Annotated in this window: 17 protein-coding genes; 9 read left to right on the plus strand and 8 right to left on the minus strand. The window is 71.5% G+C overall.

Features of this window, described 5'->3' with window-relative positions; all coding sequences use genetic code 11:
- Positions 1–28 precede the first annotated feature (28 nt).
- The gene (locus tag ABZ956_RS15930) at positions 29–562 is read right to left on the minus strand and encodes a ferritin-like domain-containing protein (RefSeq protein WP_361892891.1); all 534 of its coding nucleotides are present in this window, start codon (positions 560–562) and stop codon (positions 29–31) included.
- 256 nt (positions 563–818) lie between these two features.
- Here ABZ956_RS15930 and ABZ956_RS15935 point away from each other — a divergent pair, with 256 nt between their 5' ends.
- Entirely contained in the window at positions 819–2,327 is a 1,509-nt protein-coding gene (locus ABZ956_RS15935) for an alpha/beta fold hydrolase (protein WP_361892894.1), read from the plus strand.
- 94 nt (positions 2,328–2,421) lie between these two features.
- On the opposite strand, the gene ABZ956_RS15940 is transcribed toward ABZ956_RS15935, so the two are convergent.
- The gene (locus ABZ956_RS15940; protein WP_361892897.1) at positions 2,422–3,177 is read right to left on the minus strand and encodes an SDR family oxidoreductase; all 756 of its coding nucleotides are present in this window, start codon (positions 3,175–3,177) and stop codon (positions 2,422–2,424) included.
- 70 nt (positions 3,178–3,247) lie between these two features.
- Between ABZ956_RS15940 and ABZ956_RS15945 the strand changes: the two genes are divergently transcribed.
- Complete coding sequence (locus ABZ956_RS15945; protein ID WP_361892900.1) at positions 3,248–4,174, plus strand: LysR substrate-binding domain-containing protein; 927 nt, start codon at positions 3,248–3,250, stop codon at positions 4,172–4,174.
- A 121-nt stretch (positions 4,175–4,295) separates the two neighbouring features.
- Complete coding sequence (locus tag ABZ956_RS15950) at positions 4,296–5,408, plus strand: PP2C family protein-serine/threonine phosphatase (protein ID WP_361892902.1); 1,113 nt, start codon at positions 4,296–4,298, stop codon at positions 5,406–5,408.
- 26 nt (positions 5,409–5,434) lie between these two features.
- On the opposite strand, the gene ABZ956_RS15955 is transcribed toward ABZ956_RS15950, so the two are convergent.
- From ABZ956_RS15955 to ABZ956_RS15965, 3 genes are all read right to left on the minus strand, one after another.
- On the minus strand, positions 5,435–5,890 hold the full coding sequence (locus ABZ956_RS15955) for a DUF6234 family protein (protein ID WP_361892905.1): 456 nt from the start codon (positions 5,888–5,890) through the stop codon (positions 5,435–5,437).
- 67 nt (positions 5,891–5,957) lie between these two features.
- Positions 5,958–6,503: a hypothetical protein gene (locus ABZ956_RS15960; RefSeq protein ID WP_361892908.1), complete on the minus strand. Its 546-nt coding sequence runs from the start codon at positions 6,501–6,503 to the stop codon at positions 5,958–5,960.
- 44 nt (positions 6,504–6,547) lie between these two features.
- On the minus strand, positions 6,548–7,111 hold the full coding sequence (locus tag ABZ956_RS15965) for a hypothetical protein (protein WP_361892911.1): 564 nt from the start codon (positions 7,109–7,111) through the stop codon (positions 6,548–6,550).
- Between the two features lie 283 nt (positions 7,112–7,394).
- Here ABZ956_RS15965 and ABZ956_RS15970 point away from each other — a divergent pair, with 283 nt between their 5' ends.
- Positions 7,395–8,141 carry a hypothetical protein gene (locus ABZ956_RS15970; RefSeq protein WP_361892914.1) on the plus strand — a complete coding sequence of 249 codons (747 nt, stop codon included), beginning with the start codon at positions 7,395–7,397 and terminating at the stop codon, positions 8,139–8,141.
- A gap of 56 nt (positions 8,142–8,197) precedes the next feature.
- The gene (locus tag ABZ956_RS15975; protein WP_361892917.1) at positions 8,198–9,565 is read left to right on the plus strand and encodes an erythromycin esterase family protein; all 1,368 of its coding nucleotides are present in this window, start codon (positions 8,198–8,200) and stop codon (positions 9,563–9,565) included.
- A 45-nt stretch (positions 9,566–9,610) separates the two neighbouring features.
- On the opposite strand, the gene ABZ956_RS15980 is transcribed toward ABZ956_RS15975, so the two are convergent.
- Positions 9,611–10,183, minus strand: coding sequence for a TetR family transcriptional regulator (locus ABZ956_RS15980; RefSeq protein WP_361892920.1), 573 nt, complete (start codon positions 10,181–10,183; stop codon positions 9,611–9,613).
- 170 nt (positions 10,184–10,353) lie between these two features.
- On the opposite strand from ABZ956_RS15980, the gene ABZ956_RS15985 reads away from it, so the two are divergent.
- Positions 10,354–11,544: a cytochrome P450 gene (locus ABZ956_RS15985; protein WP_361892923.1), complete on the plus strand. Its 1,191-nt coding sequence runs from the start codon at positions 10,354–10,356 to the stop codon at positions 11,542–11,544.
- A gap of 3 nt (positions 11,545–11,547) precedes the next feature.
- Positions 11,548–11,763: a ferredoxin gene (locus ABZ956_RS15990; RefSeq protein WP_361892926.1), complete on the plus strand. Its 216-nt coding sequence runs from the start codon at positions 11,548–11,550 to the stop codon at positions 11,761–11,763.
- 36 nt (positions 11,764–11,799) lie between these two features.
- On the opposite strand, the gene ABZ956_RS15995 is transcribed toward ABZ956_RS15990, so the two are convergent.
- Positions 11,800–12,573, minus strand: coding sequence for a LysR substrate-binding domain-containing protein (locus tag ABZ956_RS15995; protein ID WP_361892928.1), 774 nt, complete (start codon positions 12,571–12,573; stop codon positions 11,800–11,802).
- A gap of 58 nt (positions 12,574–12,631) precedes the next feature.
- Between ABZ956_RS15995 and ABZ956_RS16000 the strand changes: the two genes are divergently transcribed.
- Positions 12,632–13,024 carry a DUF5997 family protein gene (locus ABZ956_RS16000; RefSeq protein ID WP_361892930.1) on the plus strand — a complete coding sequence of 131 codons (393 nt, stop codon included), beginning with the start codon at positions 12,632–12,634 and terminating at the stop codon, positions 13,022–13,024.
- A 193-nt stretch (positions 13,025–13,217) separates the two neighbouring features.
- On the plus strand, positions 13,218–13,679 hold the full coding sequence (locus ABZ956_RS16005) for a ribonuclease domain-containing protein (protein ID WP_361892933.1): 462 nt from the start codon (positions 13,218–13,220) through the stop codon (positions 13,677–13,679).
- Between the two features lie 30 nt (positions 13,680–13,709).
- Here the strand turns inward: ABZ956_RS16005 and ABZ956_RS16010 are convergent, their stop codons facing one another.
- Positions 13,710–14,105, minus strand: a complete 396-nt coding sequence (locus tag ABZ956_RS16010; RefSeq protein WP_361892936.1) for a cupin domain-containing protein — start codon at positions 14,103–14,105, stop codon at positions 13,710–13,712.
- Between the last annotated feature and the right edge of the window lie 17 nt (positions 14,106–14,122).

Below are 14,122 nucleotides of genomic sequence, written 5' to 3' on the forward strand. Positions count from 1 at the left end.
TCGGTTGAAACCCGTTGAAACGGCGGCTTCAGCTGCCGATCAGGTCGAGGAGATCGTCGGCGTGCTCTTCTTCCTCCTCGAGGATCGACTCCAGCAGGCGGCGGGTGGTGGGGTCACGGTCCGACAGCCACCGCACGATCTCCTGATAGGTGGAGATGACGATCCGTTCGGCGAGCAGATTGTGCTCGAGCATCGTCGTCAGGTCGTTCGGGGACGGAGTCGTGTAGTCGGTATGTGCCCGCCGCACCAGTGTCGCCGGATCGAAATCGGGTTCACCTCCCAGTTGAGAGACCCTTTCGGCCGCCCGCATGGCGTGCTGCATCTCCTGCGCGGCGTGCTCGGTGAATTCCGCCGTCACCTGTGCCCGGTCGATGCCGGTCGCCGAGATGGCGTGGCGGGTGTAGCGCAGCCAGCACACCACCTCGGTGGCGATGACGTCGTTGAGGATGCCGACGACCCGTTCCTTGTCGACGCCATAGGTACCGGTGACGGGCCCGGCATCCATCTTCCGCCGCGCCTCGTCACGGATTCTGGTGACGTCCAGGACGAAGTCGTCGCTCATGCCGGGTCCTCTCCGCTCGTACTTCTCCGCTCCGCGTTCGCACTGACTTCCCCGGCACGCGGAGGAAGGCACGCGGCCCGTCACAAGATGACCGGTTCGACGCAATGCCGGGGGGTGAGGGGTCGTCGACGACGACAGCCGCGGATCAAGCCGCGCTCTCGCTTGAATCTCCCCTTGGGGGAGTTCCTACCGTAACGGCGAGCGCGGACGGCCCCTCGGGCCGGCCGTGTGGACCGAGGCAGGCGAGGAGACGTTCATGACGGCATTCATTCTGGTGTCGGGCGCGCACACCGGCGGCTGGATATGGCAGGAGGTGGCCGACCGGCTGAAGGAGTCGGGGGCCGAGGTGTATCCGGTGACGCTCACCGGCATGGGTGAGCGCGCCCACCTGGCGGGACCGGAGACGGACCTGGAGACCCACGTCCAGGAGCTGGTGCGGCTGATCGACGGGGTGGACGCGCCGGAGGTGGTGATCGTCGGTCACTGTTACGGCAGCTACCCGGTGCTCGGTGCCGCCGACCGGCGTCCGGAGCGGATCGCGCGGATCGTCTGTCTGGATGTGGGCCTCCCGCAGGATGGCGACTCGGCCCTCGCGCTGGTGCCCGACGGGGCGGTCCGCGACCGGCTGCTGCGGCAGGCCGGGCAGGGAGAAGGCGACGACTGGCGGCTGTCCCCGCCGGCGCTCGAGGAGTGGCGGCGCTGGGGCAGCGTCGCCGGCGTCCCGGCGGCCGCGCTCGAGCGGCTGACCAGCCGTGCCGCCCCGCAGCCGGCGGCCACGCTGACGCAACCGCTCCGGCTGTCGGGGGCGGTCGCCGAGCTGCCGACGACCGGCATCCTCTGCACCGCCAACGGGTCGACCATCGCCTTCGTCGAGTCCCTGGTCAAGCTCGGGGACCCTCGCCTCCAGGCGCTCACCGACCCCCGGGTGAGCTTCTTCGAGCTCGGCACCGGGCACTGGCCGATGCTTTCCGCCCCCGGCGAACTGGCCGACGTACTGCTGCGTGCCGCCGCGGGCGAAGGGCACCGTCTGAGCGCGACCGACCAGCAGCCGACACACCTGCGGCCCTTCCTCCTGGACGTACCGGAGCGGCCCCGCGAGCGGATGGGGCGGGTCGATCTCTATCTGCCCGACGCCGACGGCCCCCGTCCGGCGGTGGTGTTCGTCCACGGCGGCCCGGTTGCCGCCGGCGTGCGGCCCACGCCACGGGACTGGCCGACCTTCATGGGCTACGGCCGGTACGCGGCGAGCCTGGGCGCGGTCGGTGTGACGCTCGATCACCGGCTGCACGATCTGGCCGACTACGCGCGTGCCGCCGAGGACATCGCGGCAGCGGTGGAGCTCGTACGGGCCGATCCACGCGTCGACGGCGAGCGCGTCGCGCTGTGGTTCTTCTCCGGTGGCGGGCTGCTGTCGGCGGACTGGCTCGCGGCGCCCCCGCCGTGGCTGCGGTGTGTGGCGGCGACCTATCCCATCCTCGCGCCACTGCCGAACTGGGGACTTGTCGACTCCCGCTTCCGCCCTGGGACCGCTGTGCGCACGGCGGGACGGTTGCCGATCGTCCTGACCCGCGTGGGGCTGGAATTCGCGGAGCTGGCGGCGACGGTCGAGGAGTTCCTGGCCGCCGCCAAGGACTGCGAGGCCGACGTCGAGGTGATCGACGTACCCCTCGGCCACCACGGATTCGAGACGATCGACCACACCGAGCAGACGCGCGACGCCGTCCACCACGCGGTGCGATCGGTCCTGGGACATCTGCGCGGCTGAGCGGTTCGCGTCGGAGCCGCCGCTGGTCCCCGCGGGCAGCGCGTACCGCAGCCAGGTGCCGCGGACGCGCTGCCCGCGCCGACGAGGAACATGACTACGCGGCCTGTGCCGTGGCGGCGATGACCAGTTCGCGCAGGGTGACCCTCTGGGGCCGCTGGTACGCGAAGGTGATGGCGTCCGCCACGTCCTGGGGGTCCAGCACCTGGATGGAGTCCTTGAACGCCTGGTAGTCGGCCTTGATCGTCACATCGGTGGTGTGGGACAGCAGCTCGGTCTCCACCGCGCCGGGGGCGATGGTGATGACACGGACACCGTGCCCCGCGACCTCCTCGCGGAGGCTGTCGGACATGCCGTGCACGGCGAACTTGGTACCGCTGTAGACCGTGTGGCCGGGGTAGCTCTTGCGGCCCGCGACCGAGCTGACGTTGATGACGGTGCCGTGGGCGCGCTCGATCATGCCGGGCAGGACGGCTCGTACGCCGTTGAGCAGGCCCCGCACATTGACGTCGAACATCCGCTCCCATTCGCCGGTCGGCTGGTGGGCCACCGCTCCGAGCAGCATGACGCCGGCGTTGTTGACGATGAGGTCCACCGGTCCGTACAGCGCCTCGGCCTCGTGGACGGCGGCGGCCACGGCCTGTTCGTCGGTGACGTCGACGGAGCGGGCAAGGGTGTCGGGGAGGCCGAGCGCCTCGATCCGGTCGGCGCGGCGGCCCAGGAGCAGGAGGGGGTGGCCCAGTTCCGACAGGGTCCGGGCGGTGGCGGCGCCGATGCCCGAGCCGGCTCCGGTGATGACGGCGAGGGGCTTGCGGGTGCTCGTCTTCGCTTGCGTGTTCGTCTTCGCGTTCATGCATCCAGCTTCGATGACCGTCGATTCAAGAACAACGACGGAAGGCGCAACGATCGATAACCTACGGGTTATGGAACGTCGGGATCTTGAGATCTTTCTGGCACTCGCGGAGGAGCTGCACTTCGGACGCACCGCGGAACGGCTGCACGTGTCCCAGGCCCGGGTCAGCCAGACCGTCAAGCAGTTGGAGCGGCGGATCGGCGCCCTGCTCTTCGAACGGACCAGCCGGCGCGTGGCCCTGACGCCGATCGGCCGGCGGTTGCTGGAGGACGTGCGTCCTGGCTACGAGCTCATCAAGGCGGGCGTCGCGCGCGCGGTGGCCGCGGGCCGTGGCCTCGGAGAGCCGCTGCGGGTCGGCTTCGCCAGCCCGCTGGCGGGCGAGCTGGTGCTGGCCGCCGCTTCCGTGTACCGCGGGCACGACCCGGCAGCGGGCGAGGTCCTCATTCACGAGACCCCGCTGTGCGACCCGTTCGGTCTCCTCCGCACGGGCGAACTCGACCTGCTGCTCGCCCAGTTCCCCGTCGCCGAGCCGGACCTGCGCACCGGCCCCGTGCTGATCTCCGACACGCGCGTCCTGGCGGTCTCCACGCGGCACCCCTTCGCGGGCCGGCCCTCCGTCCGGCTCGAGGACCTCGCCGCCGAGAAGCTGCTCAGCCTCTCCGGGCCCGTACCCGCGTACTGGCTCGATCATCTGCTCCCCCGCACCACCCCGGGCGGACTGCCCCTCGAACGCGGCGAGGAGGCGGCGACCCGGCAGGAACTCCTCGCCCTCGTCGGGGCGGGCCGGGGCGTCCATCCGACCGCCGCCCACGAGGTCCGCTACTACGCCCGGCCCAACATCGCCTACGTGCCCCTCGCCGACGCGCCGCCGCTGGAGTACGGCCTGGTCTGGCGGGCGGCCGCCGGGACCGGACGCGTCCGTGCCTTCGCCGAGATGGCCGCCGAGGTCGTACAGCGGCAGAACGGCCCCACCAACGTCTGCGCCGCATGCCGCTGAGCGCCCCCACCGCCCGGCGATCACGGCGCGCACCCATACGGCCGCCCCATGACTGGCAGGCGTAATCCGGCCCGAGGATGCTTGAGCGTGTCGTACGGCACGGAAGAGCGGGAGCGGGCACGTGAGGGCACCGAGCGCGGGGCGCACCGCCGTGAAGCGCTGGTGCCTGCGCCACCTTCAGCTGCTGCCCGTCCTCCTGCTCCTCGGGGGCGCCCTCCTCGACTACTGCACGCCACCGCATTTCAGTGCCGAGGCTCTCTACACCGCCGCGCCGATGGCCGCCGCCGCCCTGCTGTCGCTGCGTGCCACGGTCCTGGCGGGCATCGGGGCGTGTGCCGTGGACTTCGCGCTGCTCACGCACTTCGGTTTCATGGGGGACTCCGGCGGGCGGAGCGAGCTGGCGGCGGTCGCGACCGTCTCGGCCTTCGCCGTCGTCGTCAACCGCCTCATGTACTACAGCGACGTGCGGTTGCGGTCCGCGCGCGGCATCGCCCTCGCCGTGCAGCGCGCCGTGCTGCCGGAGCCGCCCGCCTCGATCGGGCCGCTGCGGATCGCCGTGCGCTATCAGTCGGCCGTCAAGGACGCGCAGATCGGCGGTGACCTGTACGGCGTGCAGGACACTCCGTACGGCGTGCGCTGCGTGGTCGGCGACGTGCGGGGCAAGGGCATGGAGGCGGTCAAGGCGGTGGACGTGGCGCTCGGGGTGTTCCGGGAGGCCGCCGAGGAGGAGCCCACCCTCGCCGGGGTCACGGCCAGGCTGGAGCGGGCGCTGATACGGGAAGCCGGGCGGCGGACGGGGGTCGAGCGGACCGAGGGGTTCGTCACCGGCGTCCTGGCCGAGATCCCGCACTCCGGCGACGAGCTGCGGCTGATCAACCGAGGCCATCCGCCGCCGTTGCTGCTGCACGGCGGTGAAGTGCGCAGCGTGTACCCGTCCGAGCCGGCGCTCCCGCTGGGGCTGGCCGGGCTGGCCGCCGGCGAGGAGCGCACGGACACGGTGCCGTTCCCCGCGGGGGCGACGCTCCTGCTGTACACCGACGGCCTCACCGAGGCCCGGAACCGCGCCGGGGCCTTCTACGACCCCGTCACCTGCCTGACCGGACGTGACGTCCCCGGGCCCGACGCGCTCCTCGACGTCCTCCTCACCGACGTGGGCCGCCACACCGGTGGCCGTATCACCGATGACATGGCACTGCTGGCGGTCACGCGGAGCGGGGGCTACGAGCGCCCGTGACGGGGGCGGTGGGCCGGGAGCCCGCGTCAGGATCCGTTGCACTCGCTGTTGTCGCCGCCGGACCGGCACTGGGTGTGGGGGCCGCTGTAGCCCGGCTCCGGGCGGGGCGGGTGCGCTTCCTTGTACTCCTCGTGCAGTCCGGCCCCGGCCAGCAGTACCAGGACCGCCCCGGCGAGGATCTGCCCACTGCCGGCGATGACCGCGCGGACCGTGAACAGCGCCCACGCCGAGAGCAGGACCGCCGCCCCGGTCACCGCCACGGCCGTGTACGGGCCGACCATGCTCAGGCCGTCGTTCTGAGCGGCGTCGAAAAAGTGGAACCCGGTGGCGTCGAGGGCGAAGAGGAGGACGACGCACGCCGCGAGCACGTCGAAGGCGAGCAGGCCGATCGCGACGGCGACGTCGGCCACGGGGTGAAGGTTCGCGTCCCGGCGCCCGGCGGGGGAGGAAACGTTCCGCCCGCCGTGGTGGGAAGAAGTCATGACGAACAGCGTCGCCCACGCACGGGCCGGGGTCATGAGTACGCGTACTCATGACCCCGGTGCGTGATCAGTGCAGGAGCGGCGAGCCGGTCAGCTGGCGGGTGATGGGGCCCTTGCCGTCGCCCTCGATGTCGTAGACGACGGTCGAGTCCGTCGACCACCACAGGTTCTTGTCGTACGTGGCCGCCGGCGCCGCGCACGTGGAGGCCCGGTCGGTGTCGGAGGCCCCGTACTGGTAGTGCTTGTTCACCAGCTCGGTCAGGTCGCAGGTCTTGGACGTGATGACCTTGTCGACGTCGGGGGCCGTGGGGCCCGACCGCGCCTCGAGCCTCGTCGTAACCTTGAAGGAGGTGAACCGCTTGCTCAGGTCGATCGCCTGCAAGTCGAGCATCTGCCAGCTCGTCGCGCTGTGGCCGGTGACCTTGCCGTTGGTGACGTCGGCGCAGTTCTCGATGTAGTAGGTCTGGTCGGGCTTGTTGCCGGGGTTGATGACGTCGAACTGGTCCTTGAACGAGTCCGAGCACGAGCCGACGGCGGAAGCCGGCGCCGCGAACACGATGCCTCCGGCCACAATGCTTGCCGCGAGGGTGGCAGCGGCGAGGGTCTTACGCATGAATGTCCTCTCTACGGTCCTACGGTGATGGGGGAAGTGGGCTGTCAGTTGCAGGAGCCGACGCCGCGCACGGTGTCGATGACGACCCGGCCACCCTTCTTCATGTAGGAGTACACCTCACCGCAGTAACCACGGTTCTGGTACACGGGACCCGCGTAAGTGGAGAAGCTGCCGAAGTTCTCGGTGTGCGGGGTGCTGGTGTAGTTGTCCTTGAGCCGGATGCCCATGGACTGCTTGGCACCGGTGTCGTTCCACAGCACGGCGCAGATCGGCCGGTCGTAGTACGAGGGCCCGGTCTCCTTGCCGTTGGTCCACAGGTACAGCGTGGCGTACCGGGTGGTCGAGGACGGCAGGCGCTCGGCGTACACCGACTGGGTGTAGCCGGCGCCGCAGGCGTTCCCGGCCGCCGCGGCGGCCTGGGGCGCGGCGGCGACGACGCTCTTGGTCTCCGCCGACGCCTTGGGGGAGAACTGGATCGAGCCGACCGAGGCCGGCGCCTTCGGCGCCTCGCCCGTAACGGCCATGGCGGTCTGCGGAACCGCAATGCCCAGGGTGGCCATGGTGGTTGCGGCGACGGTCACACGTATCGCGGTCTTCTTACCGAGCATGTGAAATGAATCCCCCATGTGACATGCAAAAGGAAAGGGGAACCCTGATGGACCAGTCCCCCCTTGACGGTCACGCGGAACTTATCAGGCCATCCACGGGAGTTCCTGTGATCCAGTCCACATGTGCCCGGTACCGTCGGCCGGCCGGGTTTAGCGGATTCCATTCCTCCGCCATGCGTACGGCACAGCACTGTGCAAGTGGCCGATGTCTTGGGACAATTGAGGAGTTCGGTGAGACGATCCGTGTCACCAGTCGCCGACCTCAAGCCTTACGGAGTGACCGATGCCCACGGAAGTCACCATCTGGCTGACCCCCGAGGAGGCGGCTTCCGGCGTCACCAGAGCTGTCAGCCTCCCCAAGGGGACGGTGGACGTCCGCATTCCGCCGGTCCAGGACGGCACCCTCATCCGGGTCTCCACCGACAAAGGCGAGACGTTCATCCGGATCCGCCTTCACGGCACGCCACCGCGGCCGCCGGGTCGCGGACGGCTCGCCTTCCTCGGCAGTCCGGTGGCCAAGCCGTTGTTCATCGTCGGTGTGCTCGGCGTGCTGACCGTCGTCCTGCTGAACCAGGGCGAGGATTCCACCCCGCCGACCGCGGGCCGCCCGAGTACGAGCACCACCGCCCCCTCCCTTGGTGGCACCGCCGGCGCCACCGCCGGCCCGGACAGCGGAACCCCGGGATCCGCCGGTCCCCTCGACAGCGCCGACCGTTCCCGTCCCCCAGCGGCGAGCGACTACCCGGCAACCGCCGCCCCGCCCACCCCCTACAGCGCCGGAACGTGCCTCGACGGGACGCTCCCCGATTCGACGACCCCGGTGAAGGTGAAGAACGTCGACGTCGTCTCCTGTTCGTCGCCCGACGCGCACTACCGGGTCATCCAGGCGTACCACGGGACCACGGACCTCTCCCGGTGCCGCGAGGACTCCGAGACGCAGTACTCCTTCTCCTCCCGGACGACGCTGGGCGGCCGGACCATCAGCTCGGTCGTCTACTGCCTGGTGGGCATCGGCTCCTACGCGCGGTAGGACGGCACGGCCGGCTCGCCACCGCCTCTCCGGGGGCACCCTGTATAACTTCCTGCATGACACACGCATCTTTACGGCGTCCGGTGGCCCTGGCGCTCGCCCTGACGGCCTTCCTGGGGACGGCCGCGGGCACCGCGACAGCGGCGGGGCCGTCCCCCGCGCCCTTTGCCGCCGCCCCGCCCCAGGACCGCGCGGTGGTGGCCGGACTGGAGCGGTACGCCCATCCGTTGCGCACCGCCGAACCCGGCGGGCCCGCGGGTGACCTGGCCGCGTTCGGCTCGATGACGCGGGGGGCGACCGTCGTCGGGATCGGCGAGGCGTCGCACGGCTCGAAGGAACTGTTCACCGTCAAGGACCGGTTGTTCCGACAGCTGGTGACGCGGGAGGGGTTCTCCGCCTTCGCCATGGAGATCACCTGGTCGGCGGCCGCCCGCATCGACGCGTACGTCCGTACCGGCGAGGGCGACCTGCGGCAGATCATGCGGGAGGAGTTCCAGGACGCCTACTCCCTGTTGAACACCGAGGAGTTCCTGAACCTGTTCAGCTGGGTGCGCGAGCACAACCGCACCAGCGCCCGCCCGGTCCGGATCGTGGGCCTGGACTTCTCCGACGCCGGGCCCGAGCAGTACGAGCGCATCCTCACCTGGGCGGGGCGCAACACCCCCGCCCTCGTACCCGAGCTGCGCCGGCGTTACGCCGCCCTGCGGGCCCTGCCGGCCGGGGTCGGCGCGCGGCTGGCGGCGTACAGCGCGCTTCCGCTCGCCGAGCGCAAGGCGATCGCACAGGATGCCGAAGCCGCGCACCGGCTGCTGGCCGGGGCCGGCAAGCAGGACCCCTGGGTGCTCCAGGAGGCCCTGGTCCTGGCCCAGATGGCCAAATCCTTCGCCTTCGACACCGACGACCCCGCCCAGGCCACCGCCGTGAACCGGCACCGCTCGCGGACCATGGCCGAGTTCGCCGTGTGGTGGCAGCGGCAGACCGGCGACCGGATCGTGGTGTCGGCGCACGACGGGCACGTCGCCTACGAGTCGCCGATGCCCGCCTCCTACCCCGTCGCGATGGGCGCTGAGCTGCGCGAACTCATCGGCCGTGCGTACCTCTCCGTCGGCACCTCCCTGTACGGCGGCCAGTACCGGGCCCGTACGGCGAACGGCTCGGCAGGGGTATTCGGCATCGGTCCCGCCGCGCCCGGCAGCAATGAACACACCCTCGACCGGGTGCGCTTCCGCGACTTCTACGTCGACCTGCGCGCGGCACGCCGTGATCCGGTGGTGGGCGCCTGGCTGAACACGGCGCGCCCGACGTTCGTCATCCCGGGGCGGTATCCCAACCAGCCGACGTCGCCGGTCGCGCTGGGCCGCGCCTTCGACGTCGTCGTGCATCAGCACACGGTGCGGGCGTCCGTGCCGGTGCCGCAGCCGTAGGAAGGAGCCGGGGCGGGCGGCGACGGCCGCCGGCCCCGCGTGCCGTCACGGCAGCCGCTCCAGGAGCGTACGGGCCGCGTCCAGCATCAGCCGGCACACATGCTCCGGGTCGGCGCCGGCCAGCGGCTCCTGGCGCACGACCACACGCGTGAGGCCGATGCCGAGCAGCCAGGCCAGGACCAGGGCGGAGCGCAACGCGGCGTCCTCCGCGTCGGTGAGGCCCGCCAGCACGTCGGCGTACTCCTCGGTCAGGAGCCGGCTGGTCCGCGCGACCTCGTCGTCTCCGCCGACGGAGCGCAGGAAGACCTCCAGCGAGCGGTCCCCGGGTGGGGTGCCGGCAGGGGCGAGCAGATTGCGCAAGGCGGTCTCCAGCAGCCGCTCGGCCGGTGTCTCGCACAGCTGCCTGCGGCCGTCCAGTGCGACCACTTCACCGAAGAGGGCTGTCTTCGATCCGAAATAGCGGAAGAGCAGGGCCTGGTTGACGCCGGCACGGTCGGCTATCGCACGCACGGTCGTGCGGTCGTAGCCGCGCTCGGCGAACAGCTCCGCCGCCGCCTCGATCAAGGACTGGCGGGTGGCCCCGGCGTCGCGTCGGCGCACCGGTTTCTCCGTGGTCATCCCGTTCCTCCTCAAGCGCCGCCCGGCCTTCCGGAGCGTTCAAATCCCCCGGCGATAGGCCCCGTTGACGTCCTTCCTACCCCGTCCTACGGTCGTTGTAAGCAGATGCTTACAACGCTGCCCGCGCCGGCGCGAGACCTACTGCCTACGTGAGGGAACAAGGGGTCCGGATGTCCACCTCCCACAGCGAGCCCGCCGCCTATCCGTTCAACGAGGCCACCGGCCTGGACCTGTCCGAGCAGTACGAGAAGGCACGCCGCGGCGAGGGGCTGCGGCGCGTGCGGCTGCCGTACGGCGAGCCGGCCTGGCTCGTCACCCGCTACGCGGACGCCAGGCTCGTCCTGGGCGACCGGAGGTTCAGCCGCGCCGCCTGCGTCGAGCACGACGAACCCCGTCAGTCGCCCGGCCGGTCCACCGACGGCATCCTCAGCATGGATCCTCCCGACCACACCCGGCTGCGCACGCTGGTGACGAAGGCGTTCACCGTGCAGCGGGTGGAGCGGCTGCGGCCGGACATCCGCGCCCTGGCCGGGAGTCTGCTGGACGACATGGTGGCCGCGGGGCCGCCCGCCGACCTGGTCGAGGATTACGCCCTGCCGATCCCCGTCTCCGTGATCTGCCGGCTTCTCGGGGTGCCCGAGGCGGACCGGCCCCTCTTCCGCAAGTGGAGCGACGACGCCCTGTCCACCAGCTCGCTCACGGCCGAGGAGGCGGACGCGAGCCGGGAGGAGTTGCGCGCGTACATGGCGGGGCTGATCGCCGAGCACCGCGCCCGGCCCGCCGACGACCTGATGACCGCCTTGATCGGGGCCCGCGACAAGGACGACCGGCTGTCGGAGCTGGAGCTGATCGACCTGTGTGTGGCCATCCTAGTCGCGGGCCACGAGACCACCGCCACCCAGCTCCCCAACTTCGTGTGGACCCTCCTCGGGCATCCCGGCGAGCTCGCGCGGCTGCACGAGGATCCCGGTCTCGTCCCGGCCGCGGTCGAGGAGTTGCTGCGCTTCGTTCCCCTGGGCATGGCCGCGACCATGCCCCGCTACGCGACCGAGGACATCGAGGTGGGCGGGACGCTGGTGCGCTCGGGCGAGCCGGTCCTGGTGTCGGTGGGCTCCGCCAACCGTGACGCCCTGCGCTTCGGGGCCCCCGACACCCTCGACCTCGGCCGGGAGGGCAACCAGCACCTGGGCTTCGGCCACGGCGTCCACCACTGCCTCGGCGCACCCCTGGCCCGGGTCGAGCTCCAGGAGGCGCTACGGGCCCTCGTCGTGCGGATGCCGGGCCTTCATCTGGCCGGGGACGTCGTCTGGAAGACGCAGATGCTGGTCCGTGGCCCCCGCTCGATGCCGGTGGGGTGGTGAGCGATGACCTGGCGGGTGACGGTGGACCGCGGCCGGTGCATGGGGTCGGGCATCTGCACGGCCCTGGCCGCCAGGTCGTTCGTCCTGGACGACGAACGCTCCCGGGCCGTGGGCGACGGGAGCGCGCCCGGCGAGAGCGTCCTCGACGCGGCCGACTCCTGCCCGGCGGGGGCCATCACCGTGACCGAGAACGGGAGGGTGATCGGCCCCCGGGACTGAAGGCGACCGCACGGGTGCCCGCGCCCCGGGCCCGGGCTACGACCGGCGGCGCGGCTTCCCGCGCTTGCCGCCCTTGGTGCCGCCGGTACCGCCGCGCGCGCTCTTGCCGGCCGGCTTGCCCGTCGACTTGCCGCCCGCGGGCTTGCGCTGCGCGCCGCGCGCCTCGGGGCGCTTGCCCTTCGGCTGCGCGGGGGTCTGGGGACGGCCCCGGGTGCTGTTGACGGTCCGCCCGCGGACGATCCCGATGAACTGCTCCACCAGGTCGGTGGTTTCCTCCTCCGGCCACGACAGCGCCACACGCGACTGCGGGACGTCCGAGACCGGCCGGTAGGTGAGGTCCTTGCGGTGGTGCAGACGGGCGATCGACTGGGGGACGACAAGGAGACCCACTCCCGCCGCCACCAGCTCGATCGCGTCCGCGGTCGTGGCGGGGCGCTCGATCGCGGGCCGTCCCGGCGGGCGCTCCCAGTCCAGGGTGTCGTCGAGGGGGTGCAGCACGAGCTCGTCGGCCAGGTCCTCGGCGGACACCTCGTCGACCGCCGCCACGACGTGGTCCTTCGGGACCACGACCACCGTCGTCTCGGTGTAGAGGGGGATCGCGCTGAGGTCCGTACGGTCGGCCGGCAGGCGGACGAAGCCCGCGTCGGCTCCGCCGGCGCGCAGCACGTCGCACGCCTCGGCGGCGGGGACCCCGACGAGGGTGAGGGGGACTTCGGGCAGCCGCTCGTTCCAGATCCGCACCCACTTCGTGGGCGTCACTCCCGGGACATACGCGAGCCGGAACGAAGGGGAATCTTCCGAGCCTGTCACTCCCCTAGGTTACCGGTCGTGGTCAGAGGTAGCGCACATGCTCGATACTCTTGACACCATGACGTCGCACAAGACCACCCAGACGATGAAGCCCGCGACCGCGGCGAAGAAGCTGGGTGTGTACCTCGAGGCCACCCCCGCCGAGTTCCAGGAGGGTGTCGTCTCGCGCACCGAGTTGAACGCCCTGCAGGCCGATCCGCCCGAGTGGCTGCAGGAGCTGCGACGCAACGGCCCGCACCCCCGGCCGGTCGTCGCGGCGAAGCTGGGCGTCTCCATCGCGGGTCTCGCCCGTGGCGGAGTCACGGAGGCCCTCACCACGGAGCAGATCGAGGCGCTGAAGCAGGAGCAGCCCGAGTGGCTGCGGCGGGAGCGCGCCACCCAGGCCGAGGTCCGCAAGGAAGCGGTGCGCATCAAGGAGAAGAAGGCCGAGCGGGGCGAGCAGGCCCGCTAGCCGCACGCCGCCCGGGCCGCCGGGCCCGACATCGTGGATGCCGCCTGTGATCTTCGCTTGCCGAAGCGGGGATCACCGGCGGCATCACTTCTGTGGGGCCAGGCCGGGGGCTGCCCCGGCGGCCCCGCGGGTGATCCCGCGTATCCCCGTGACTTTGGTCGCCGTTGATGGCGATATGACCACATTGCGCAGATTGCCGCATTTCACGGCCGTCGCAGTGCTCCTGACGGCCGCCACCCCGCCCACCACGCCCCCGGCCGCTGCCGCGACACCCCCGGCACCCCCGGCCCACCCGTCGCACGCGGTGGTCCGGCCGGCCGATGTCGTCGGTCCGCCCCTGCCGGTCGAGCGCTTCCCCGCCCCGGTCAAGAACGCCTGCGGCATCTGGAAGGGCCTGGACTGGCCGACCGTGGCGAAGGCCCGGGACTTCCCGGTGGCCCGCTCCGCCCTCGTCATCCGCGGCGGCTCGATCCACCGCAACCTCAGCGGCCACCTCCCCGCGAGCGGCCACTACCGGGAGTACGACGTCACCCCGCGGCCACCGGGCCGGCACCGGGACGCCGAACGCCTCGTCCGCGATCCGGGCACCCACGCCGTCTGGTACACCGGCGACCACTACCGCACCTTCCGCAAGATCGCCTCGGGCTGCCCCTGAAGCGTGCCCTCGGGCCCGGGGTCCGACGGCTCAGGAGCCGAGGGGGTGCCCGGTCGTCGCGTCGACATGGCCCGGGATCTCCTCGTGGCGATCGCCCACCGACAGCGTCCCACTGGGCTCGAAGAGGAGGAGCTCGGCACCGGAGGGAGCGTACGGCTTGTGCTCCGTGCCCCGGGGGACGGTGAACACCGCGCCCCGGGGAAGCACGACCGTGCGCTCCCCGGCGGGCTCGCGCAAGGAGATGCGCAGTTCTCCGTCGAGCACCAGGAAGAACTCGTCGGTGTCGTCGTGGACGTGCCAGATGTGTTCTCCCCTGACCTTGGCGACGCGGACGTCGTAGTCGTTGACCCGCGTGAGGACGCGGGGGCTCCACAGGGCGTCGAAGGAGGCCAGGGCCTTGTCGAGGAAGAGGGGCTCGTTGCTCATGGGCTCATCCTTCGCCG

Origin of the sequence: Streptomyces sp. NPDC046261, assembly GCF_040646235.1 — a bacterium.
Lineage (GTDB): Bacteria > Actinomycetota > Actinomycetes > Streptomycetales > Streptomycetaceae > Streptomyces.

What these genes read in the sequence shown, in the direction of transcription:
- ABZ956_RS15930 (WP_361892891.1), bottom strand. Translation starts at nt 562, where the DNA reads ATGAGCGACGACTTCGTCCTGGACGTCACCAGAATCCGTGACGAGGCG.
- ABZ956_RS15935 (WP_361892894.1), top strand. Translation starts at nt 819, where the DNA reads ATGACGGCATTCATTCTGGTGTCGGGCGCGCACACCGGCGGCTGGATA.
- ABZ956_RS15940 (WP_361892897.1), bottom strand. Translation starts at nt 3,177, where the DNA reads ATGAACGCGAAGACGAACACGCAAGCGAAGACGAGCACCCGCAAGCCC.
- ABZ956_RS15945 (WP_361892900.1), top strand. Translation starts at nt 3,248, where the DNA reads ATGGAACGTCGGGATCTTGAGATCTTTCTGGCACTCGCGGAGGAGCTG.
- ABZ956_RS15955 (WP_361892905.1), bottom strand. Translation starts at nt 5,890, where the DNA reads ATGACTTCTTCCCACCACGGCGGGCGGAACGTTTCCTCCCCCGCCGGG.
- ABZ956_RS15960 (WP_361892908.1), bottom strand. Translation starts at nt 6,503, where the DNA reads ATGCGTAAGACCCTCGCCGCTGCCACCCTCGCGGCAAGCATTGTGGCC.
- ABZ956_RS15965 (WP_361892911.1), bottom strand. Translation starts at nt 7,111, where the DNA reads ATGCTCGGTAAGAAGACCGCGATACGTGTGACCGTCGCCGCAACCACC.
- ABZ956_RS15970 (WP_361892914.1), top strand. Translation starts at nt 7,395, where the DNA reads ATGCCCACGGAAGTCACCATCTGGCTGACCCCCGAGGAGGCGGCTTCC.
- ABZ956_RS15975 (WP_361892917.1), top strand. Translation starts at nt 8,198, where the DNA reads ATGACACACGCATCTTTACGGCGTCCGGTGGCCCTGGCGCTCGCCCTG.
- ABZ956_RS15980 (WP_361892920.1), bottom strand. Translation starts at nt 10,183, where the DNA reads ATGACCACGGAGAAACCGGTGCGCCGACGCGACGCCGGGGCCACCCGC.
- ABZ956_RS15985 (WP_361892923.1), top strand. Translation starts at nt 10,354, where the DNA reads ATGTCCACCTCCCACAGCGAGCCCGCCGCCTATCCGTTCAACGAGGCC.
- ABZ956_RS15990 (WP_361892926.1), top strand. Translation starts at nt 11,548, where the DNA reads ATGACCTGGCGGGTGACGGTGGACCGCGGCCGGTGCATGGGGTCGGGC.
- ABZ956_RS16000 (WP_361892930.1), top strand. Translation starts at nt 12,632, where the DNA reads ATGACGTCGCACAAGACCACCCAGACGATGAAGCCCGCGACCGCGGCG.
- ABZ956_RS16010 (WP_361892936.1), bottom strand. Translation starts at nt 14,105, where the DNA reads ATGAGCAACGAGCCCCTCTTCCTCGACAAGGCCCTGGCCTCCTTCGAC.